Genomic DNA, 22,247 nt, shown 5'->3' on the forward strand with positions numbered 1-22,247 from the left:
TCAGAAGGGTGTCCAGGTCGGCGATCACGAAGACCTCCAAGTCGGCGTGTGTAGACACGCCGATCCTGGACACCCTTCGCCCCATCACCCCAGGTCAGACCCAGCGTGTCGCACACATGTCCCGACCTGGTCAAAATTTCCGATCAACGATCTAGGGGGTGTCTGATCGATCGTGATCCATCAGACACCCCCTAGGGCGGAGACACGCCCTGGGCGCAGGAGACCGGGACCTGCGTCGGCGGCTGCTGGTGAGGGCTCCGGCAGCGAGGTACACGATGGTGTCAGGGATGTTCCTGTTCCACGACCGGGAAGGATCAACACAACCCATGCTGTCCGTTCAGCCGCTCGGAGTCCTGGCCGCTGCGCCACGTGATCCGAGCCAGTGGGTCGGGCCGGGCCTGCTCGGCTTCGTCGTGATCGTGTCGATTGGTGTGGCGACCTTCCTGCTCTGGCGCAACATGAACAAGCAGCTTCGCAGGGTCAAGTTCGAGGAACGCCCAGGTCGGAGCGGTCGAGGTGCGCCGACGTCTTCGGCGCTCCCGGACGGGTCTCCCGCGTCCGGCGCCGACACGTCCGACCAGGGAGGCGGCGGCCACGGCGCAGAGCCCACGGCCGCAGAGGGCACGGCCGAGGATTCGCAGGAGTCCACGGGTACCGCCGATCGCTGACGCCGTCCGAGGGACCTCGCGACGCCACATGACCTTGACGTGACCCCGCTATGACGTCACTATGACGTCATGACGACGCAACGGCGACAGCAATGGTGGGCAGCATCGTTTCGGCCCCTACGGAGGAAGAGCTTCCTGCTGGTCTGGTGCGCCGGACTCATCTCGATGTCTGGTGACTGGGCACTCAAGATCGCGTTGCCGATGCTGGTGCTCGAGAGCACCGGATCGGTGGCCGCGACCAGTGGCGTCGCCATCGCGGGCGTCCTTCCGACACTCTTCTTCGGCGGGGTGGCAGGGGTCTTCGTCGACCGATGGGACCGCCGCAGGGTGATGCTCGTGGCATCGCTCGGGCAGGCCCTCGCGGTACTTCCGCTGGCGGTGATCGACGGGCCAGACACGGTCTGGGTCTGCTACGCCGTCACGTTCGCCGTCGGAACTTTGGCCCAGTTCGTCCAGCCCGCGGAGTCGGCACTTCTCCCGTTGCTCGTCGACGCCAAGGACCTGATCGCGGCCAACTCGCTCAACGCCGTGAACAACAACCTCGCCCGGCTGGTGGGGCCCGCCCTCGGTGGGCTGGTCGCCGCATGGGCTGGACTCACCGCCGTGGCGTACGTCGATGCCGCCACATTCGTGGTGGCGGCCCTCCTGCTGGCCTGCGTCCGCGGCACGTACGCGGCCGCCGGGATGGACCGGCTCGCGGGGGACGTCGCGACGGAGACGCCGAGCGATCGGCGGTTCCTTCGGTCGTACGCCAGGATCGGAACGGAGCTGGTCGATGGCGTGGCGTTCATCGCGCGTTCGCGGGTGCTGGTCGTGCTCATCGCGACGTTCACGGTGACGTCGGTCGGCGAAGGTCTCATGGGTGCCCTCTTCGCTGTGTACGTCAAGGAAGGGTTGCACGGCGGCGTCACCGAGGTGGGCTGGCTGATGTCGGCACAGGCGGTCGGCGGCATCGTCGGGGGAGTGGTGGCCGGCTGGTTCACGCGCTTCTCGCCGATCCGGTTGCTCACCGTCGGCGCGGCCGTGTTCGGTGTCATCGACGTGGTGCTCTTCGCCTATCCACTCGCCTGGTCGGCGTTCTGGCCGGCGATGGTGCTGCTGATCATGGTCGGCGTTCCAGCGGTCCTGGTCAGCTCGACCGTCACCGCGCAGATCCAGGGAGCGGCACCGGACGAGTTCCGCGGACGCGTGTTCGCGGTCATGGGTACCTCGATGGGTCTCGCGATGATGCTCGGTGCCGCGCTCGGTGGCGCGTTCGGTGACGACCTCGGGGCCATGGCGATGCTGATCTGGCAGGGCGCGGGATACCTCGTCGCCGGTCCGGTGGTCGGCCTGTTGCTCGGCGGTCGCGCGTTGGCGAAGGCACGCCGCACAGCTGCGGCGGTGCCTGCCGCGGTAGGCGCTAGCATGGCGGGCCCGATCACCGAGCGTTCGATCACTGAGACCTCGATCGGCGAGCCATCGAACGCCGGGCCATCGATCAACGGGGACTCGATCCGGAGGTAGGCGTGACCAACCGGGCACCATCAGCGACGGCGACGACGTCCACGGACACCGCCTCGGCAACGCCGGCAGCTTCCGCGACGTCGGCGGGCACTGGGTCACCGGCGGGCACTGGGTCACCGGCCGGCACTGGGTCACCGGCGGGCGTGGCGCGTCCCTCGTTGGAGGAGGTGGTCGAAGCCGGCTGGGCCGCTGCCCTCCAGCCGGTCGCGAAGCGGATCAGCGCGATGGGTGACTTCCTACGTGACGAGATCGCTGCCGGTCGGGCGTACCTTCCCGCGGGCGCCAATGTTCTGCGCGCCTTCCAGCAGCCGTTCGCCGACGTTCGCGTCCTCATCGTCGGCCAGGACCCCTATCCGACGCCCGGCCATCCTGTCGGGCTGAGCTTCTCGGTGGCGCCCGACGTCCGGCCGATCCCGCGCAGCCTGCAGAACATCTACCGGGAGTACGCCGCTGACCTCGGCCACGCGTTGCCCGCCAACGGCGACCTCACGCCCTGGTCCGAACGCGGCATCCTGCTGCTCAACCGCTCCCTGACCGTGGAGCCCGGCCGGCCGGCGTCCCATCGTGGCAAGGGCTGGGAAGAGGTCACCGACCAGGCCATCCGCGCGTTGGTCGCGCGCGGTACCCCGCTGGTGGCGATCCTGTGGGGGCGTGACGCCCAGGGCCTCCGGCCGCTGCTCGGGTCGGTGCCACGCATCGAGACCGCCCATCCCAGCCCGATGTCGGCGGACCGGGGGTTCTTCGGGTCGCGCCCGTTCAGCCGGGCCAACACCCTGCTGGCCGACCAGGGCGGGGAGCCGGTCGACTGGTCCCTGTAGGCCCTGGGTTCGGAACGGTTGACCGGCTCCGGCCGGCATTTTGCCCTTTCGTGTGCTGTACTCCTTTGCGGGATCTCGAGTGAGCTCGATCCAGGCAAGTGGGGGGAACCATGCACGTCAAGCGCGTCCCGTACCGGAGCCGTGGCCGCTGGCCGGCAGTCGCTGCCGCCGGCGTCGTGCTCGTTCCCGTCGTCCTGCTCGGTTGCGGCGGTCCCGACATACCGCCGCGCGAGGCACGCGACGCGGTCAGCGGGTTCGCCACCGAGTGGTCGCGCGGGAAGGCGGCGCAGGCGGTCGACCCGCACACCGCGCGCACCGCCGCCACCACGGTCCGCGACCTGAACGAGTCGCTCACCATCACGACGACGGCCGTGACACCCAAGGGGAAGTTGGCCTGCCTCGACGACGACCAGGCGGAGTCGATCAACGCCGGCCGTGGCGTCTGCCGGCAGAACCTCGCCGTGACCCACGAACTCGCCGGCCTGGGCCGGTGGCGCTACACGACCACGGCGGAGGTACGCGAGAACACCGAGGGCGGCTGGGCCGTGTGGTGGACACCAGAGACGTTCCACCCGAAGCTCACCGGTACGACGAGGCTGGAGCGGCATCGGGCTCTGCCACCGCGCGCGTCGATCCTCGACCGCAACGGTGAACCACTGACCGAGGAACGACCGGTCGTCCGGGTCGGCGTGATTCCCGGCAAGGCGAAGCCGGACATGACCTACTACGAACTCGGCCGGAACCTCGGCATCGACGCGGCCGACCTGCGCAAGCGCGCCGATGCCGCCTCACCGAAGCAGTTCGTCGACGTTCTCGCCCTCCGTGAGCAGGCCTACGACGAACTCTCCTACGTGCTCGACGAGATCCCCGGCGTCACGACGAGGAAGGCCACGATGTCGCTGGCGCCCACGTCGTCCTACGCGCGCGGCGTCCTTGGCGTGATGTCACCCGCGACCGACAAGATGCTGAAGGACGCGGGACCGCTGGCGGTGATCGGTGACCCGGTAGGGGTCAGCGGGCTGCAGCGCGCGTTCGAGGAGCAGCTCGCCGGACGGCCCGGTGGTTCGATCGACGTGGTGGACGTACGCAACGGCAAGAAGTTGCACGAGGTCTACACGCTGGAGCCGCGGCCCGGCAAGGCGCTGCTTACCACTCTCGACCCGTTCGCGCAGGAGGCCGCCGAGCACGTCGTCGAGGCGCAGGAGAAGCCGACCTCCATCGTGGCCGTCCGGGCGAGTACCGGTGAGATCCTCGCCGCCGCCAACGGTCCTGGCGTGACGTCGTACAACCGCGCGTTCGTCGGGGAGTATCCGCCGGGCTCGACGTTCAAGGTCGTCTCGGTCGCGGCTCTCCTCGAGAACGGCCTCAGCATGGTCGAGTCGGTGGAGTGCCCGGCGGAGACCAACGTGGGCGGGAAGCGGTTCAAGAACGCGCACAACATGAGCTTGCCGAACGGACCGACGTGGAACGCGTTCGCGTTCTCATGCAACACCACGGTCGTCAACCGGGCGGAGAACCTCGCCGACGGCGACCTCGTAGCGATGGCGCAGCGGTTCGGGATCGGCGCGGAATGGGATCTCGGCCTGCCGGCGTACTCCGGTTCGGTGCCGGAGCCGAAGGACCTGGTTGACCGGGCGGCCACCATGATCGGGCAGGGGCGGGTCCTGATGAGCCCGTTGGGCATGGCGCTCGTGGCGGCGGCGGTCGACTCCGGCCAGCCGCGTGCGCCCGTGCTGGTGCCGAAAGTGAAGCCCGGTGGGCCGGTGGGTGAGAAGCTGCCGACTGGGTTGCGGACGAACCTCCGCGAACTGATGCGGCGAGTGGTCGAGTCCGGGTCGGCTCGGAGTCTGGACCTGATCGGCGAGCCCGTGCATGCGAAGACCGGGACGGCCGAGTACGGCAACGAGAGCCCGCCGCGTACGCACGCGTGGATGATCGGCTTCCGCGGCGACATCGCGTTCGCGGTCGTCGTCGAGGACGGCGGCGGGGGCGGTCGCGATGCGGGGCCGGTGGCGCAGTCGTTCCTTCAGGAGTCCCGCTTCGTCCAGTGAGGCGGGCCTCATGTCCCTGATCATGAAGACTCCTGGGGGAGGACTCCGGGAGGCTTCATGATCAACGCCTCGCCTGTGGTCGTTCATGCGGGAGGCACCGCGCGGTACGCCGCTCAGCTGATCGGTCCGGCGTCGCCAGACAGGCCATAGACTCGAAGGTACTGGCCGGTCGGGGCGTGTGCGCGGACGTTACGCGGTACCTGTGCCGTCACGCCGGACGACGTGATCAACGCGTGGCCGCCGCGACTGTTGTCTGCGTTCCTCCGCCGGATGGGCAGGAGAGGGACCTACGAACATGGCGATCACGGTGGCTCTCGCCGGTGACACGATGCTCGGTCGAGGCGTGGCCGAACGCCTGCGGGAGTTCGGTCCGGCCTCGGTGTTCGCTCCGGAGATCCGTGAGGTTGTCCGGACCGCCGACGTGTGTGTCGCGAACCTCGAGTGCTGCGTCTCGGACCGTGGTGAGCCGTGGCCCGCCCCAGGCAAGCCGTTCTTCTTCCGGGCGCCACCGGTGGCGGCGGAAACGCTCGCCTGGTTGGGTGTCGACTGCGCGACCCTGGCCAACAACCATGCACTGGACTTCGGGAAGCAAGCCCTTCTTGACACCCGGTCGTTGCTGGCTGCGGCTGGCATCGCAAGCGTCGGTGCGGGCGCGACGGAGGACGAGGCGCGTGAACCTGTGGTCCTCGATGCTGCTGGAGCACGCCTCGCGGTGGTCGGCGTCACCGATCATCCCGCCGACTACGCCGCGGGTCCTGGCCGCGCCGGGGTGGCGTTCGCCGACCTGCGCGAGGGTGTTCCCGCGTGGCTGGCGAGGAACGTCGGCGCGCAGCATCGTGCTGCCGGTGTCGACGCGGTACTGGTCTCTCCGCACTGGGGACCGAACATGGCGTCGGAGCCGTTGAGCTATGTGCGCGAGGCGGCCGGGGCGTTGCTGGCGGCCGGTGCCACGTTCGTGGCCGGCCATTCGGCGCATGTCTTCCACGGTGTCGCGGGGCCGGTCGCCTACGACCTGGGCGACTTCGTCGACGACTACCGGGTCGATCCGTACCTCCGAAACGACCTTGGGATCCTGGTACTGCTGACGCTCGACGGGGACGGTCCGCAGCGGATGCGGATCGTGCCGCTCGGCCTGGACTTCTGCTTCACGCGGCTGGCGTCTGAGGAGGAGTACGCCTGGATCGTGCGGCGTTTCGTGGCGGCCTGTGCGGCCCTTGGGAGTGAGTGGGAGATCCGCGACGAGAAGGACCAACTCGTGCTCGACCGCCCTCGGACTTGAGGCAGGGCCGCTCGGGACCCTGGTCGTGTGCCAGTCGGGCTGGCCGGCCAACAACGGCGCCCGTTGCAGGTCTTCCGCACTCGTGGGCGCGCGGCGGGTCTGGGAGGATGCCTCGATGCCCCTCGTCCACGACTTCGACCTGCACCCCGGGCGTCGCGCCGCCGGTGCGGATGAGGGAGGTCCCGCTCGCTGAGATACCGCAGCTGCAGCCTGGAAAGCGATTGACGTGGGCGAGAGGATCGGACGCGTGACCGACGAAGTCCTGGAAGCGTTCCGTGACGAGGCGGAGGCGCTCGACAGCGTGGTCGAGAAGCTGAGCGCCGACGACTTCCGCCGTCCGACCAACTGCCCGCCGTGGGACGTCAAGGAGCTGATCGTCCACATCGCAGTGGTCCTCCCGCCGTATCCGCTCCGGGTGGCGGACTCGTCCACGCCGGACATCACCGAACCCGCCGACTACTACCGGCGTCCCGACCGCACGCGCCCGGACTACCACGGCGGGATCGCCGCCCGGGCCGTCGAGACCGCCGCCGAGATCGCCGACGGTGCCGCCGCCGGCAGGCTGCTGGCCGAGCGCTGGCGTACGGCCTGGCGCGACTGGTCGGAGCGGGACCTGTCCGGACTGGTTACCTTGTCGGTCGGCACCTCACGGCTGGACGACTACATCGTCACGCGGGTGATCTCGCACGCCGCCCACGGTCTCGATCTCGCGCTCAGCCTCGGAGTCGAGCCGTGGACGACCGGTCGCGCGCTCGCGGTCATGCGGCCGGTATTCGTGTCTCTGCTGGGTGCCGAACCGCCGACCCACTGGAGCGACCAGGCACTGTTCGAACGCGCGACCGGCCGCCGGGGGCTCGACCGCGAGGACCGCGCCGCCCTCGGCGCGTGCGCTGATCGGTGGCCGCTGCTCTCATGACGCTCATGACCCAGACGATCCAGGTCCCAGGCCTCGTCCAACCGGCGGAGATCCTCATCGACGAATGGGGGATCCCGCACCTGTACGCCGAATCCGCCGACGACGCGTTCTTCGTCCAGGGGTTCAACGCCGCCCGCGACCGGCTGTTCCAGATCGACCTGTGGCGGCGGCGCGGCCTCGGCCTGCTGGCGGAGGCGTTCGGGCCGGACTATGTCGAACGCGACCGGGCGGCGCGGCTCTTCCTCTACCGCGGCGACATGGCCCGCGAGTGGGCGGCGTACGGTCCCGACGCCGAACGCATTGCGAGACGGTTCACCGCGGGCATCAACGCCTACATCGGCTACGTGGAAGAAAATCCTGACGCGATGCCGCCGGAGTTCGCGATGCTGGGGCATCGCCCCGATCGCTGGCGGCCCGAGGACGTCGTCCGTATCCGCAGCCATGGGATCGCGCACAACCTGCTGCAGGAGGTGGCACGCTCCGACACCGGCAGCAGCCTGGGAATCGCCGCCGATGTCGTGCGCCAGCACCTGAAACCGAGGTGTCAACCGCACCTTGCTGAGGGCCTCGACCTGCACCTCCCCGATGACCTGCTGCGGGTCTTCGAGCTCGCGACCCAGCCCCTGGTGTTCGCCGGCGACCCGCGCGACCCGCTGGGCGAGGGCACGCTCGGGGAGTACGCGCCGGACAGTCGTTCCGCAGGGCGCGGGCACCACGCCTCCGGCGAGGGGAGCAACAACTGGGTCGTGGCGGGCACGCGCACGACGACGGGCCGACCGATCCTGGCGAGTGACCCGCACCGGTCCTACGCGACGCCGTCGCTGCGCTACATCGCCCACGTGTCGGCACCAGGACTGGACGTCATCGGTGCCGGTGAGCCAGCGCTCCCGGGCGTGACGCTCGGCCACAACGGCAAGGTGGCGTTCGGGTTCACGATCTTTCCCATCGACACGCAGGACCTCTACGTCTATGAGCTGGACCCGGCCGACCCGACGCGCTACCGGTACGCCGGCGACTGGGAACGGCTGCGGATCGTGCGGGAAACCCTCGCTGTCAAGGGAGAATCGCCCTGTCAAGCCGACCTTGCGTTCACCCGGCATGGTCCGGTGATCTACGTCGACGCCGAGCAGCGCAAGGCCTATGCCGTTCGTTCGACCTGGTTCGAACCAGGAACGGCGGCCTACGTCGGCAGTCTCGCCTGTCTCCGCGCCGCCGACGCCGAGGAGTTCCGCGCGGCGCTGGCGGGGTGGGGGAGTCCGGGCGAGAACCACGTGTACGCCGACGTCGCGGGCAGCATCGGGTGGACGGCCGCAGGGCTGGTGCCGCGAAGGCGGGGATGGGACGGGCTGTTGCCGGTGCCAGGCGACGGACGGTACGAATGGGACGGGTTCCTTCCCGCCGAAGATCTTCCGCAGATCGTCGATCCGCCAGAAGGGTTCGTGGCGACGGCGAACCAGTTCAACCTGTCTGACGACCAGCCGGCCGATCGCGTACCCAGCTACGAGTGGCCCGACCCGGCCCGGCACCAGCGGATCGTCGAGGTTCTCGCGTCCCAGCCCGCGCACGCGCTCAGCGACTCCATGCAGCTGCAGGTCGACCAGCTTTCGATTGCCGCGCGTGAGGTGACGGATCTGCTCGACAAGATCCGGGTCGACGACGACCCACAGGTCACGGCCGCGGTCCGACTCCTCCGCGACTGGGACGCCGTCGAGTCGGCAGACTCGGCAGCCGCCGCGTTGTACGAGGTGTGGGTCTCCCGGCACCTCATGCCGGGCTTCGTCCGCGCCGTCCTCCCTCCTGGTGCGCAGGACGTGGTGGACGACGTCGATCCGCACGGGCTGCGCGAGGCCCTCCGCGATCCGGCGCGATGGTGGGGAGCTTGGGGAGCCGAGGCGACGGAACGACGCGACCTCCTGTTGACGTCGACGTTGCGCGACGCCTACGCCGAACTCGTGCAGCTGCTGGGACCTGACCCGTCGCGCTGGGCCTGGGGTGATCTGCACGTCAACCGGCAGCGCCACCCGCTCGGTCACCTCGATCCCAGCCTGGACGTCGGTCCGATGCCCGTCGGTGGGTCGGGCACCACCGTCAACGCGGGCCCGTACTACTCGCCCGACCTCGTACAAACGATCGGTGCGTCGTTCCGGATGGTGCTCGACGTCGGCGCCTGGGACAACTCGATGGCCATCAACACACCCGGACAGTCCGGCGATCCACGCAGTCCGCACTACCGCGACCTCGCGGAGACCTGGCGACGCGGCGACTACGTACCCCTCCTCTACAGCCGTGCCGCCATCGAAGCCCGCACGTCCGTACGCCTCCACCTGCAGCCTGCGGCCGACCCCCCGTGATCATGAGAGGGCGGCGCGCCCTTGCCGCATCGGCGGCGCGCTCTTCTGCATCGGCGGCGCGCCCTTGCTGCATCACGAGAGAGCGGGTGCGCCCTACTGCAGGTTGACCAGCATCCCGCCGTCGACGAGGATCTCCGCGCCGTTCATGTACGCCGACTCCGGCTGGGACAGCAGCCAGATCATTCCCGCGATATCGGCCGGCTCGCCGATCCGGCCGACCGGAATGCGGGACCCCAGGTAGTCGACCTTCGCGGTGTTCGTCCAGTCGGCACGGTTGATGTCGGTCGCGATCGCGCCCGGCAATATCGCGTTGCAGGTGATCCCATGCGGCCCGAGCACGATCGCGAGACTCTTCATCAACGAGCTGATCCCCGCCTTCGTCGCGCAGTAGTGCACCTGCCGTGAACCGCCCACCCAGGCAGAGATCGAGGACACCGAGATCACCCGACCGCCGCGTCCGGCCTCGACCATCGCCTTGGTGAAGGCCTGGGTCACCAGGAAAACGCCGCGCAGGTTGACGTGCTGGACCCGGTCCCACAACTCCAGGTCGATGTCGAAGAAGTCTGCGAACGGGCAGATTCCCGCGTTGTTGACCAGGACGTCGAGTGGTCCCCATTCCGCGTGCACCGTCTCGGCCATCGCCCGCACCGCGTCCGGGTCGGCGACGTCAGCTTCCACGAGCAGCGCCGCGCCACCGGCGTTCTCGACGAGTTGGCCCGTTTCCTGCGCGTAGGAAAGCTCTCCGGGGGGATAGTTGACCGCCACCCTGGCACCCTCGGCGCCGAACCGGGCGGCCGTCGCGCGCCCGATCCCGCGCGCGGATCCGGTGACGAGAACCTGGCGCGGACGGGTCGCTTCGCCTGCCGCCACCGACGCCGCGTCCGGAGTGCTCATGCCACCCTCCCGCCCGGGAAGCGTTCGAGATTTCCGAGATCGTAGAGCGGTACGACGAGATCGGCGTTCTCGCGGACCCTGGAATAGGTCGAGATCGCCTCGTACATGTTCTCGTTGATTCCGATTGGAATGTTCTTCTCGACATTCTCGCGGACGAAATAGCTGTCGGAGATCGCGGCGACCCCGGCCGGTGTGTCGACCTCGACGACCACAGATGCGCGGTGGTGGACGCCTGACCACCAGGTACGCAGGCCGGGAGCGAGTTCGTCCTCGTCGGCGAGCAGGCGTACCCGCGGCCACGCCTCGGTCACCAGGTGCACGAGGATGTCGTCCGGCAGGGACGTGGCCCGATTGTCGTGTGGATGCGCGTGTGTGGTGTGGAAATGCACCCAGCCGCGCTCGGCGATGCAGATCTGCGCCCTGCTGAACAATGCCACGTTGCTGACCGTGTAGAGCTGCAGCGGCGTCAGTACGACGTGCGTGACGTCCTCGGGAGTGACGCCATGCTTGGCGAGCTGGTCGACGATGAACTCGTCGGGCTCCCGGCGCATCATCGCCCGCTCGCCCAGCACCGTGGCCCAGTGCGCGTTCATCGGACCGAGGTCCCGGGCGGGGCCGGTGTTGACGAGAGCGGTCACACCGTCACCGCGGATGAGGACCGCCTGGAACAGCAGGGTGTGCCACTGGTCCCAGTCGCTCATCCAGAACAGCTCTGGGCCCGGGATGTCGCCTCGACCCACGGGGAGCACCTGGACGCTGTACGTACTCATCGGACGCTCACCACTCCTCGTTGCGTTCGCCTGCGACCACCGGCTGCTTCTGCGTTCATGATCACGTTCGTGATCACCGTCAGGATCACGATTCCCGTCACGACCATGGTCCCGGCCACCGTCATGATCACGAACCCGATCGCCGTCATGATCACGATCAGGGCGGTCCTCATGATCAGCGACATGATCAGCGACATGATCACGTTCATGATCATGATCGCGGTCACTGCGCGCCGCGAACGTCCACGGCGCGAGCCGGCCGGTAGCCGAGCGCCTCGGACATCCGTTGGGCCGCACCGCTCAGCAGCATGTGGGCGCGCTCGCGATGCGCGGGGGTGAACCGGATCGCCGGCACGGACACGCTCATTGCGGCCACGACCCGCCTGCTGTAGTCGAAGATCGGCACGGCGACGCACCGGATGCCCATCGTGTACTCCTCGTTGTCGATGCAGAACCCCCGCCGCCGCACGTGCTGCAGGTGCTCACGCAGCAGCGCCTTGTCGGTGATGGTGTGGGAGGTGATGGGTTGGAGCGGCGTGCCGGCCAGCCTCGCGTCGAGCTCCTCCTGGCCGAGTCCGGCCAGCAACACCTTGCCGACGCCCGTGGCGTAGGCGGGCAGCCGCCGGCCGACCTCCGACGCGAGCGTCAGGGTTTGCCGCCCGTCGACCTTGGCGACGTAGACGTTGTGAAGCCCGTCGAGCACCGCCAACTGCACCGTCTCGTCGATGCCGTCACGGATCTTCTCCATCAGCGGCACGGCCCGCTCGACCAGGCCGAGCGCGCGGGTGTAGGCGTTGCCGGCCTCGAGCGTACGGATGCCGAGCGTGTACGCCCGCTGGTCCGCATCGAAGTCCGCCCACCCGCGTTCGACGAGGGTCCGGAGCAGGCCGTGGAGGCTCGACCGCGGATACCGCAGCGCCTGGGCGATCTCGGTGAAGGTCAGCGGCTGTTCGTGCCGGGTCATCAGTTCGAGGATCGCAAGCGTTCGTTCGGCCGACTTCACCGCGCCCTTGGTCATGTCGTTCACGGCGGTGCTCCCTGGTCGAGCTCCGGGGCTCCGTCGTGGCCGCCCTGGCAGCTCCTGCGATGGCGATTCGGGTATGTGAACACCTGTTCAGCAAGCTGAAACTGCGCATAACCTACGCCGACAAAGGGCGTGAGGGCCAGTGTGTTTCGTCGAGGAGACAGATTCATCGAGGTGAAGTCGTGCCGCATCGATCAGGTCACCGCGAACTCTTCGAAGGCTTCGCTGCTCCCCAGGCCGCGTTCTCGCCGGCACCGATCTGGTGGTGGAGTGGCGAACGCGTCGAGCTCGACCGGCTCCGCTGGCAGCTCGACCAGTTGGTCGAGGCGGGCGTCCACAACATGGTGGTCCTCAACCTCGCACCCACCGGCCCGACGTACGGCTCGCTCGCCGACGACCCACCCCTGCTGAGCGAGGAGTGGTGGGCGCTGTGGGAGGGCCTGTGTGAGTACGCGGGGAAGCGCGGCGTCCTGCTGTGGTTCTACGACCAGATCGGCTTCTCCGGCGCCAACCTGCAGGGTCGGCTCGTCACCGCGCACCCGGAGTACGCCGGTGCGTCGCTCGAACGGGTGGTGCAGGACGTCGACGGCCCGGTCGAGCTGGTCTGCCCGGCTGCCGGTTCGCCGATCTCGGCCTGCGCACTTCCCCTCTCCGCTGACGGCCCCGAGGCCGCGGGCACCGTTTCGGGACCGCCGATCCCGCTGGAAGTGGTCGACGGCCGCGTCCGCTGGGACGGCGCCGAACCCGGTCGGCACCGCGTCATGCTGGCGTACGCCCTGCGCCAGGGGTTCGACTACACCTCCGCCGACGCCTGCGCGGCGCTGCTCGACATCGTGCACGGGGCGTTCGAACGCCGGCTCGGCCCTTACCTCGGGACCGTCATCGTCGGGTCGTTCCAGGACGAGCTGCCGAACCTGCCGAGCTGGGGTCCGGCGTATGCCGACGAGTTCGCCAGGCGTCGCGGCTACCGCATGGAGGACACGATCGCGGCCCTGTGGGAGGCTGCACCTTCCCTTCCAGGGGGCCTCGACCCGGCACGGGTCAGGGCGGACTACCAGCGGGTCCGGGCGACCCTCGCCGAGGAGGCGTTCTTCCAACCTCTGCACGCCTGGCACGAACGCCACGGCCTGACCGTCGGCGTCGACCAGCAGAGCCCGGCGCGGGCGGGGGAGCCGCTCGGCAGCACCCGGCAGTACGCCGACTACATGCGTACGCACCGGTGGTTCAGTGCGCCCGGCAGTGACCACCACGGCGAGGCGAAGATCCACAGCTCGCTGGCCCAGCACTACGGCCGGCCGCGCACGTGGATCGAGTCGTTCCACTCCAGCGGCTGGGGCGGGACGCTGGAGGAGACGTTCGACTGGCTGGTGCCGTGGCTGCTCGCCGGCGCGAACCTCTACAACCCGCACGCCGTCTACTACTCCACGCGCGGCGGGTGGTGGGAGTGGGCGCCGCCGAGCACCTGCTGGCGTCAGCCGTACTGGCGGCACTACAAGCACTTCGCCGACACGGTGAGCCGGCTGTGCTGGCTGCTGACCCGGGGTGAGCACGTCTGTGACGTCGGGGTGCTGTACCCGTCCGCGACCGTGCAGTCCGCGACGCTGGTGGCTGGTGTGCTGCCGGACGCCACGAGGGCGCAGGAGACCTACAACGCGATCGTGGGACGGATGGTGTGGCACGACCCGGCGCGTGGGGTTCTGCACCGCGACGACCGGGACTTCGTCGTGCTCGACGACGACACCGTTGCGGGGGCGCGGGTCGCGGACCGTGCACTCCACACGCGGGCTGCGTCGTACCGCGCCGTCGTCCTGCCGTCGTGCCGGTTCCTGGAGAGCGCGACCGCGAAGGTGCTCGCCGACTTCTGCGCGGACGGTGGACTGCTGGTGGTCGTCGGCGATCCGCCTGAGCACGCCGACACCGACGACGGTGAAGAGGCGGTACGCCGGCTGCGGCTCATGCTGGCCACGGGTCTGGCCACGGGCGCCGTGGTCCAGGTGGCATCGCCGGAGGCTCTGCCGGCGGCCCTCAACCGGCTCGAGCGACCAGTCGCGCTCGACGGGCCGACGCTGCGCCGCCGGGTGGGCGAGCTCGAGATCCTGCTCGTCCCGGCGGAGCCGACCGGGTGGGCGACCCGGTTCTCGGGCGGCCGCGACTGGATCCGCGGACTGTGGAGGAAGGGCTACGACTTCGACTCTGACCGGCGACGCGACGCGGTGGTCCTACGCCTGGACCCGGCGGCGGACGACATCGAGCAGTGGGATCCGGTGTCGGGCACGAGCCGGCCCGCCGACGCGCGGCGCCTCGGCGACGGCGCGGTCGAGGTCACGGTGCGGTTCGACGAGGCGCCGGCCGCGGTCCTGGTGTGGCGGCGCGTACCAGAGGACACAGTGGTGGCCGGCGACGCGTGCGCGGGCGGAAGGTCGGCGGCAGGCGGCGCCGCTTCCGAGCTGGCGGAGGTACCGCTGGGTGGTGCGTGGTCGGCGTCGCTCGTCCGCACGCTCGACAACCGCTACGGCGACCTGGCGCTGCCGGCGAGCAGCGATCCGTTCCCCCTTCAGCAGTGGCGTCTGCGCCACCAGCCGGAACCACCGGCCGCGGGCACGCCTCCGCTCGCGGCCGCCGCTGCATCCCCCTCCACGCTCGCATCCGCCTCCACCCTTGCCGCTGATGACTGGGCGCGGCCCGACCTCGACGACAGCGGATGGTCCGACGTGCTCGTCGGGCAGGGTACGTTCGCGTGGCGTACCGCGCCGCTGGCCGCCGACGCCGTGCCGCCGCCACTGCCGGCGGGTCATGACGGCCCGCTCGACGCGCCGTTCGACGGTTCGGGTTGGACACCTGTCCGCTACTCCCTCTCCCGCGGCATCGAGAAGGATCCCTTCCAGGCCATGATGCTGGGCCCGAAGGCACGGGTGCCTGACGACTTCTGGCATGTCGCCGGGGTGAAGGCGGGTCAGGTGGTGGCCTTCCGGACCAGCCTGCCGGTGAAGCGGTCCGGCACGGTGACGCTCGCGGTGGAAGCCAATGGCGCCAAGGACGTCTGGTGGAACGGCGAACCGCTCGGGCCTGACCCCGGTGGCTTCCTCCGCCTCGACCAGGTACGCGCACGGGCCGGCAACAACCTGCTGGAGGTCCGTGTCACGGCCGACGTCAAGTGCGACCTGCGCGGCTACTGGGCACTCACGACGGATCCGGATGCCTTCGCCCGCCCGGCCTGGCTGGTGCCGGAGGACGGAACCGTCCGCGGGACCGAGCTCGTGGCGCGCGGAGTCCTCACCCTCCCGGCGACTCGCCTTCAGCGGGCCGTGTTGCAGCTGGGCACCGAGGGTCCGGCACGACTTGTCCTTGCGGGTAAGGAGATCGCGACGCAGGGGGCGTTCGAGCCGTACGGCGGGCAGGACCGCGTGCTGCCGTACGACGTGACGGAGCATCTGGTGCCCGGCGACAACCCGATCGAGGTCCACTTCACCGACATCGGCCGGCCGCTGGCGGTCTTCGCCGACGCGGTGATCGAGTTCGCCGACGCTACGACATCGACGTTCGTCACCGATGCCTCGTCGTGGACCTTCACGCGGGACGGCCTGCCGGTCGGAACGGCCTTGCGACGCTTGCAGCCCTACGATCCGCGGTTCGCGTGGCTGCGCCCCAGGCCACATCCGCTGCCGCGCGCGAGCTGGCTCGAACCCGCGGTCGCGGACGGCAGCGTGCTCGACCTCGTGCCCGAGGCGCGTCCGGGGGCACCCAAGCCGGCCGAGTGGTTCCGGCTCGTCGTACCGCCCGGTGCGACGTCGGCGACCATGCCGGTCGCGTCTGCGCGGGTGCAAGCCTGGCTTGACGGGGTGGAGATCCCTGTGACACAAGGCCGGGTGGCGTTGCCGGGGCCTGACGTGGAGGGCCTGGCTCTCGCCGTACGCATCGAGCCGATCGACGGACGCTCCGGCGGGGCGCTGTGGGACGGTCCGGTGGAGTTCGAGTGCGGGGATGGGCCACTGTCGGCCGGGCCATGGGCCGACGCCGGGCTGGGTTCGTACTCCGGCGGCGTCCGCTATCGACGTCAAGTCCACCTTGACGGTGTTCCGGGATCGGCGGTGCTCGACCTCGGAGCCGTGCGTGGCACCGCCGAGGTGGTCGTCAACGGCCAACCCGCCGGTGTGCGTATCTGGTCGCCGTACCGGTTCGACCTCTCCGGACTCCTGCGCAACGGCGCTAACGAGGTCGAGGTGACGGTCTACAACACCCTCGCGCCGTACCTCGACGACTGCTCGCCGACGATGGGAGTCTTTCCCGGGCAGCGGTTGTCGGGCCTGCTCGGTCCGGTAACACTGCGCGCCGCACAGCCTACGGCGATGCAGCCGGCCGCCAGACCGAGGACGGCCACACCAGGGACAGCCGCACAGCCAGAGGGGAGCTGAGACGTCCATGGCACTGCCGAGGATCCGGGAAGTCCGGGCGTACGTCGTGCGGGGCGGCGGCGCCGACTACCACGACCAGACCACCAAGCACTGGATCGACGACCACGTGGCGACGCCGATGTCCCGATATCCGGAGTACCGCGAGAGCCGGCAGGCGTTCGGTCTCAACGTCCTCGGCACGCTGGTCGTCGAGGTCGAGGCGGACGACGGCACTGTGGGGTTCGCCACCACGACGGCGGGGGAGCCGGGTGCGTACATCGTCGAGAAACACCTCGCGCGCTTCGTCGAGGGCGCACCCGCGACGTCGATCGAGAAGATCTGGGACCAGATGTATGCCTCGACGCTCTTCTATGGCCGCAAGGGAATCGTGGTCAACTGCATCAGCGCGGTCGACCTCGCGCTCTACGACCTGCTCGGCAAGCTCCGTGGCGAACCGGTGTATGCACTGCTGGGCGGGCCGGTGCGCGACGAGTTGGTGTTCTACGCGACTGGCGCGCGGCCCGACCTCGCGGAGAAGCTGGGCTTCATCGGCGGCAAGCTGCCCCTTCAGCACGGACCGGCCGAAGGTCCGGCCGGCATGCAAGCCAACCTTGACAGGCTGCGGTCGATGCGTGAACGGGTGAGCGATGATTTCTTCCTCGCCTGGGACTGCTGGATGTCGCTCGACCTCGACTACGCCACCCGGCTGGCCCACGGGTGCGCCGACCTCGGGCTGAAATGGATCGAAGAGGCGCTGCCGCCCGACGACTACTGGGGCTACGCCGAGCTGCGCCGCCGCATGCCGACCGGCATGTGGGTGACGACCGGTGAGCACGAGTGGACGAGGTACGGATTCCGGCTGCTGCTGGAGATGGGTTGTGCCGACGTCATCCAGCCGGACGTCAACTGGTGCGGGGGAATCACCGAGCTGATCAAGATCGCGGCACTTGCCGACGCCCGCGCCGTACCTGTGATCCCGCATGGCTCGAGCGTGTATTCGTACCACTTCGTGATCACGCGGCAGAACAGTCCGTTCTCGGAGTTCCTGATGATGCATCCCGAGGCGGCGGAGGTTGTGCCGATGTTCCACCCGCTGCTGCTCGACGAGCCGGTGCCGGCGGGTGGCCGGTTGCGGCTGCCGGAGACCCCTGGCTTCGGGGTACGCCTGAACCCCGATGCCCACCTCCACCGCCCCTACACGCACGAGCCGAGCGCCCTTTGACAGCAGGGAAATTCGAAGGTCACCTCACCGGGACCTGAAGCCGCCCACCCCGGGCGGATGGGACGTACAGGGAAGCCGATCAGCGCTTGCGTGCACTGGAACCTGGGTGATCTTGACGTGCTGTCGTCCCCTCTTCACGGTGAAGGCGTCAGTGGATCTTCTGAGCTGTGTCCCGACGACTCCGGACCAGAAGTCGAAGGGACGTGAGGAGGAGCACCGAGAATGCGCCTGCGTAAGGCATGTGTCGCACTGTTGTGTGTGATTGCGTCTCTGTTCGTCGCCCAGGTTGCGAGCGCGCCGGCAAGTCTCGCCGACAGCGGTCGCCACTGCTGCTGATCCAGCCAACCGCACCGATGAAGGTGGATTCCCACGCCTGGACGGGTGGGAATCCACCTGTGTGACAGGCCACGGACGAAGGCCGTCGCCGACAGCTCGGTTGATCGAAACTCCTCGCCACGCAACCTTGCCATCGTCAACGGGGGCGGAGAAGGCGGAGCATCACGAAGGCCGGGCGCAGGGCGAGCTTCGCATGAACCTCGGGAAAGCGGCGGCGAAGCTCCTCCGATGGCTGGGGTTCCACGAGGCGTTCGATGAGGAAGCCGGCGTCCGTCGCTTCAGCACAGGTGGCAGTGAGCGGTTGCCGCCAGTACCGCATGTCCCAGTCGTCCTTCCAGACCTCTTCCACCAGTTCGACGTCGAAGTAGCTGCCGCCGTGATTCAGCCAGTCCTCCATCGGGTGGGCAGTGGAGAGCACCAGTCGCCCGCCCGGGCGCAGGACTCGGAACAGCTCCCGCAGCACCGCCCGCCGGTCGTCCAGGTGGTGGATGACGAGTGCGAGGACCACGGCGTCGAACGTCTGGTCCGCCAGCCAGTCGAGCGGCTGGGAGAGGTCATGGACACGAAGCAGTTCCGCCCGGTCACCGAGCCGGCTCTGGGCGAGTTCGACCATGCCCGCACTTTGGTCGAAGCCGACGACGGACGCGCCGCGGGCGAGAAGCTCGTCTGCGTAGAGGCCGGGACCACAGCCGGCGTCGAGAACCCGCTGGCCGGCGACGTCGCCCAGCAGCGCCAACACCGCCGGCCGGTCGAGCAGGGCGTTGTAGGCGCCGTTCGCGGCATGACGTTCGAAGTCGTCAGGACGCCGTTCGTAGATCGTGCTCACGGCAAGTTCCTCTCTCCCGCGTGTCGGGTCCGGCCAGCGGTCCAGGGCACCCTCTGGCGGGTTGTCCGCGCAACTGCATTGTCCGAACGTAGGAATGAATCCGCGCCGCCAGGTCAGGCGCCGGGGCGCACCGGGTCGAGTCCCTCCGCCTTCGCTGCATCGAACAGTCTCCGGTCATAGGTGACGAACCCGGTCAGCTCCTCGCGGATTGCCAGCGCACTGGCCAGGTGGATGGCGTCGAGGCTTCGCAGCCAAGGGTCTCCCATCTCGGCGGCGTCCTCGATGATGTCGGCGGTGAGTGCCACCACATCCAGACTTCCAAGGTGCGCGCGCGTATGGGGGAGGGCATCTGCGAAGTGGCGTCGGCATGCTCGGATCACTTCGAGGCGGGCCAGCTCCGAGGTGACGTGGCGAGGTCCGTGGTGCGCGACGATCCACTCCTCAAGGGCTGGACTCTCCGCCTCACCATGCACGAGTTTGATGAGTGCCGAGGAGTCGAGGTAGATCACGGCAGCCGTTCCTCGCGCATGTCGTCGAGCATCTCCTCGGCTGTGGGCTCCCCCGCACGTGCCGGGCGTCGGCTGGGCAGGTGGAATGGCCGGGAGGCGGGGATCAACCGCCCCTCGGCGATCAGGCGTTCGCGCGCGGTGATCTCGGCGGGCGGGGGCACGAGAAGCGCGACTAGTTGGCCGCGCTCGGTGACCTCCACGGTCTCTCCGGCCTTCACCTTGTCGAGGTAGCGACTGGCGTGCTGGCGCAGCTCCCGGACTCCGATGCGTTCCATGCGGACCACTGTAGCACCTCTGGTGCTACAGTGGTCGTCCGTTCGGGGGATCGGGGAAGGCAGGGGTGTCGTCGTGCAGGACGACGGTGAGGACTGCGGCGTGACGGCGGCCGAGGTGGCGGTGATGGCACCGGCGCTCGGGCGTACGACCGACGGGTGCGGCGAACTCCAGGTCGAGCTCCTTGCTCGGCCGACGATCGCCGATCTCGCGACGGTCGGCATCTGGTGCGTCCACGGTCCAGAGCGTGACTGGTCCCTCGTGTGCAAGGTCATCCGGCATGCCGGCGGCGCCGGCACGACGTGGCGCTCGCACTCAGATCCGGACCACCCGTTCTACTGGCGGCGGGAGGCGGAGGCGTTCGGGAGCGACCTGCTCGCGGGCCTCCGTGACGGGCTCCGGGCGCCCGCCTGTCACGGCATCGTGGACCGGGCCGATGGCACCACGGCGATCTGGATGGAGGACGTCGCCGGCCTGCCCGCCTCCCACTGGTCACTCGACCGCTATCGCCGTGCGGCAAGGGATCTCGGCCGGATGCAGGGCCGCCTTGCCGACGCCCCGGCACTCGTCGAGCGGTGGCTCAGCCGCGACTGGCTACGGGTCTACGTCGAACGCCGGTCCGCCCACTGCGAGATCCTGGATGACCCGCGCGCCTGGTCCCACCCAGGCGTCGAGGCGGTCGTGCCCGCCGGTCGGGCCGGGGCCTTCCGGCAGCTCTGGGCCGACCGGCACCGCTTCCGGTCGGTCCTCGACAACTACCCCAGAACCCTGTGTCAGTTGGACTTTCACCCAGGCAACCTCTTCGACGTCGACGGCGACACCGTCGTCATCGACTGGGCGTTCGCCGGCGTCGGCGCCCTCGGTGAGGATGCCGGAACCCTGCTCGTCGACACGGTCGCCGACTTCCGGCTGGAGCCAACACTGCTACCGGACCTGTTCGAGAACCTGGTCGACGGCTACGCGGCCGGGCTCGCCGACGGTGGCTGCGTACGTCCGGTTGATGACGTACGCAGGGCGATAGCGGCCGGGGCGACGGCGAAGTACGGCTGGCTCGTTCCGGCCGTTCTGTCGGCGTTCCAGCAGGGGCGTACGACAATGAACGGGCGGCCGATCGAGGAGGGCGCGCGGGCCTGGGTGGCCGTGGCGGAGTTCCTGGTCACGGAGGCGCCTGACGGGCTTTGACCGCAATGTCCAGCCGTCCCTCCAGCCGTCCGGCCCGCTACCCCTGCAGCCGTTGCCGGTAGGTGTGTGGAGCTGCCAAGCTGCCCGACAGGCGCCTCGACGCGGCCTGCGCGAATGCGAGGACCGCCGGCAGCATCCGCTGCGGCACGCCCAGTAGGGAGCACACGGATGTCAACCGATCACCGGGACACAGACCCGATGCGCAACGCCCTGGCCGGGCTGGTGCGCGAGGGCACGTTGTCGGAGGATCAGGCGCGGCGGGTCGGTGACGTTCTGCGCCGTTCGGGCGTCGCCCCCGCGCAGCCTCGCGACGTCGCGCCGGAACGCCGGGAGCGCGTGGTCGAGGTGCTGTCCTACCTCGGCGGCGCGCTGGTCATCGGTGCCCTGATTCTCATCGTCGGGTTGGCCTGGAGCGACCTGAACCGCGCCGGCAAGCTGGCGATCTGCGGCGGCGCCACCGTCCTCCTCCTCGTGGCGGCCATGGCGGTCGGCGGGCTGGTGCGTACGACGATGTGGCCTACCGGGCGAGGCGAACCCGGATCGGCCGACTCCGGCAACCGACAGCGCGACACGCTCGCCGCCACGCTCGGTGCGCTGGGCTCCGGCGGTGCGGCGTTCACCGTCGGTGTCGCCATCGACGTGGACGGGTTCAGAGCATTGGTCCTTCCCGGTGTCGCCATGGTCATCGTGGCGGCCGCCAGCTACGTCATGTGGGGCAGGGCGCCGCTCGTCTGCGCGGCGTTCGGTGGTGGCCTGCTGATCGCCATCGCGCTGATCGACATGCGTCCGCAGTCGTGGTCGGCGCTCGTGCTGACCGGCATCGTGTTGATGGTGTACGGCGCCTTGTGGATCGGCCTCGGCCGGATCCTCGCCGAACGCGACGTCGCCGGAGTCCTCGGCGGCGCCATCGGCCTGATCGGTGCCGAGCTCGCCAGCATCGAGAACGACTACGCCTGGGTGGGCCTGCTGCTGGGTCTGGTGGGCATCGCGGCGATGTTCGCGATGTTCTGGACCAGCCGCCGCTGGTGGTACGCGGTGTTCGGGGCGGCCGGTGCACTCGTCATCCCGCCGACCGCGCTGGGCGTGATGTTCGACAACGCCCTGCTCGTGGGTGTCGTCCTGCTGCTCATCGGCGTGGCGTTGATCGTGGGCGCCGTCGCGACGCTACGCAGGCGGGGACGGCTGTCGTCGCGGCCGCCGGCCGATCCTGGCGAGTCCTCGTGACCGCCGC

Annotated in this window: 18 protein-coding genes; 11 read left to right on the forward strand and 7 right to left on the reverse strand. The window is 69.4% G+C overall.

Translation table 11 applies throughout. The features are described 5' to 3' along the window. Positions 1 to 326 precede the first annotated feature (326 nt). The 7 genes from ABNF93_RS31550 (at position 327) to ABNF93_RS31580 (ending at position 9,589) form a co-directional block, all read left to right on the forward strand. Positions 327 to 668: a hypothetical protein gene (locus ABNF93_RS31550; protein WP_349331907.1), complete on the forward strand. Its 342-nt coding sequence runs from the start codon at positions 327 to 329 to the stop codon at positions 666 to 668. Positions 669 to 737: 69 nt separating this feature from the next. Beyond that, positions 738 to 2,174, forward strand: a complete 1,437-nt coding sequence (locus ABNF93_RS31555) for an MFS transporter (protein WP_349331908.1) — start codon at positions 738 to 740, stop codon at positions 2,172 to 2,174. A 143-nt stretch (positions 2,175 to 2,317) separates the two neighbouring features. After that, on the forward strand, positions 2,318 to 2,992 hold the full coding sequence (locus tag ABNF93_RS31560; RefSeq protein ID WP_349331909.1) for a uracil-DNA glycosylase: 675 nt from the start codon (positions 2,318 to 2,320) through the stop codon (positions 2,990 to 2,992). A 110-nt stretch (positions 2,993 to 3,102) separates the two neighbouring features. Then, positions 3,103 to 5,043, forward strand: coding sequence for a penicillin-binding transpeptidase domain-containing protein (locus tag ABNF93_RS31565; RefSeq protein ID WP_349331910.1), 1,941 nt, complete (start codon positions 3,103 to 3,105; stop codon positions 5,041 to 5,043). 295 nt (positions 5,044 to 5,338) lie between these two features. Next, positions 5,339 to 6,322, forward strand: coding sequence for a CapA family protein (locus ABNF93_RS31570; protein ID WP_349331911.1), 984 nt, complete (start codon positions 5,339 to 5,341; stop codon positions 6,320 to 6,322). A gap of 247 nt (positions 6,323 to 6,569) precedes the next feature. Continuing rightward, positions 6,570 to 7,238, forward strand: a complete 669-nt coding sequence (locus ABNF93_RS31575) for a maleylpyruvate isomerase N-terminal domain-containing protein (RefSeq protein ID WP_349331912.1) — start codon at positions 6,570 to 6,572, stop codon at positions 7,236 to 7,238. Between the two features lie 5 nt (positions 7,239 to 7,243). Continuing rightward, positions 7,244 to 9,589: a penicillin acylase family protein gene (locus ABNF93_RS31580; protein WP_349331913.1), complete on the forward strand. Its 2,346-nt coding sequence runs from the start codon at positions 7,244 to 7,246 to the stop codon at positions 9,587 to 9,589. A gap of 93 nt (positions 9,590 to 9,682) precedes the next feature. On the opposite strand, the gene ABNF93_RS31585 is transcribed toward ABNF93_RS31580, so the two are convergent. From ABNF93_RS31585 to ABNF93_RS31600, 4 genes are read right to left on the reverse strand one after another with little or no spacing between them, the layout of a single operon-like run. Further along, positions 9,683 to 10,483 (reverse strand): SDR family NAD(P)-dependent oxidoreductase, encoded by an 801-nt coding sequence (locus ABNF93_RS31585; RefSeq protein WP_349331914.1) that lies wholly within the window; start codon positions 10,481 to 10,483, stop codon positions 9,683 to 9,685. Further along, complete coding sequence (locus tag ABNF93_RS31590) at positions 10,480 to 11,253, reverse strand: MBL fold metallo-hydrolase (protein WP_349331915.1); 774 nt, start codon at positions 11,251 to 11,253, stop codon at positions 10,480 to 10,482. The genes ABNF93_RS31585 and ABNF93_RS31590 overlap by 4 nt, the downstream gene beginning before the upstream one ends. Then, positions 11,250 to 11,462: a hypothetical protein gene (locus ABNF93_RS31595; RefSeq protein ID WP_349331917.1), complete on the reverse strand. Its 213-nt coding sequence runs from the start codon at positions 11,460 to 11,462 to the stop codon at positions 11,250 to 11,252. The genes ABNF93_RS31590 and ABNF93_RS31595 overlap by 4 nt, the downstream gene beginning before the upstream one ends. A 14-nt stretch (positions 11,463 to 11,476) precedes the next feature. After that, positions 11,477 to 12,271 carry an IclR family transcriptional regulator gene (locus ABNF93_RS31600; protein WP_349331957.1) on the reverse strand — a complete coding sequence of 265 codons (795 nt, stop codon included), beginning with the start codon at positions 12,269 to 12,271 and terminating at the stop codon, positions 11,477 to 11,479. Between the two features lie 188 nt (positions 12,272 to 12,459). On the opposite strand from ABNF93_RS31600, the gene ABNF93_RS31605 reads away from it, so the two are divergent. Both ABNF93_RS31605 and rhmD read left to right on the forward strand, forming a co-directional pair. Further along, on the forward strand, positions 12,460 to 16,689 hold the full coding sequence (locus ABNF93_RS31605) for a hypothetical protein (RefSeq protein ID WP_349331918.1): 4,230 nt from the start codon (positions 12,460 to 12,462) through the stop codon (positions 16,687 to 16,689). Positions 16,690 to 16,696: 7 nt separating this feature from the next. Then, positions 16,697 to 17,890 (forward strand): L-rhamnonate dehydratase, encoded by a 1,194-nt coding sequence (gene rhmD / locus ABNF93_RS31610; protein ID WP_349331919.1) that lies wholly within the window; start codon positions 16,697 to 16,699, stop codon positions 17,888 to 17,890. Positions 17,891 to 18,362: 472 nt separating this feature from the next. Here the strand turns inward: rhmD and ABNF93_RS31615 are convergent, their stop codons facing one another. The 3 genes from ABNF93_RS31615 to ABNF93_RS31625 form a co-directional block, all read right to left on the reverse strand. Beyond that, positions 18,363 to 19,052: a class I SAM-dependent methyltransferase gene (locus ABNF93_RS31615; protein ID WP_349331920.1), complete on the reverse strand. Its 690-nt coding sequence runs from the start codon at positions 19,050 to 19,052 to the stop codon at positions 18,363 to 18,365. Between the two features lie 113 nt (positions 19,053 to 19,165). Then, the gene (locus tag ABNF93_RS31620) at positions 19,166 to 19,561 is read right to left on the reverse strand and encodes a type II toxin-antitoxin system VapC family toxin (RefSeq protein WP_349331921.1); all 396 of its coding nucleotides are present in this window, start codon (positions 19,559 to 19,561) and stop codon (positions 19,166 to 19,168) included. Continuing rightward, positions 19,558 to 19,836, reverse strand: a complete 279-nt coding sequence (locus tag ABNF93_RS31625; protein ID WP_349331922.1) for a type II toxin-antitoxin system Phd/YefM family antitoxin — start codon at positions 19,834 to 19,836, stop codon at positions 19,558 to 19,560. Before ABNF93_RS31625 ends, ABNF93_RS31620 begins: the two co-directional genes overlap by 4 nt. Here ABNF93_RS31625 and ABNF93_RS31630 point away from each other — a divergent pair. Then, entirely contained in the window at positions 19,835 to 21,016 is a 1,182-nt protein-coding gene (locus ABNF93_RS31630; protein ID WP_349331923.1) for a phosphotransferase, read from the forward strand. The genes ABNF93_RS31625 and ABNF93_RS31630 overlap by 2 nt on opposite strands. Positions 21,017 to 21,184: 168 nt before the next feature. After that, entirely contained in the window at positions 21,185 to 22,240 is a 1,056-nt protein-coding gene (locus ABNF93_RS31635; protein WP_349331924.1) for a DUF2157 domain-containing protein, read from the forward strand. Positions 22,241 to 22,247 lie beyond the last annotated feature (7 nt).

Origin of the sequence: Actinopolymorpha sp. B9G3, from assembly GCF_040120725.1 — a bacterium.
Lineage (GTDB): Bacteria > Actinomycetota > Actinomycetes > Propionibacteriales > Actinopolymorphaceae > Thermasporomyces.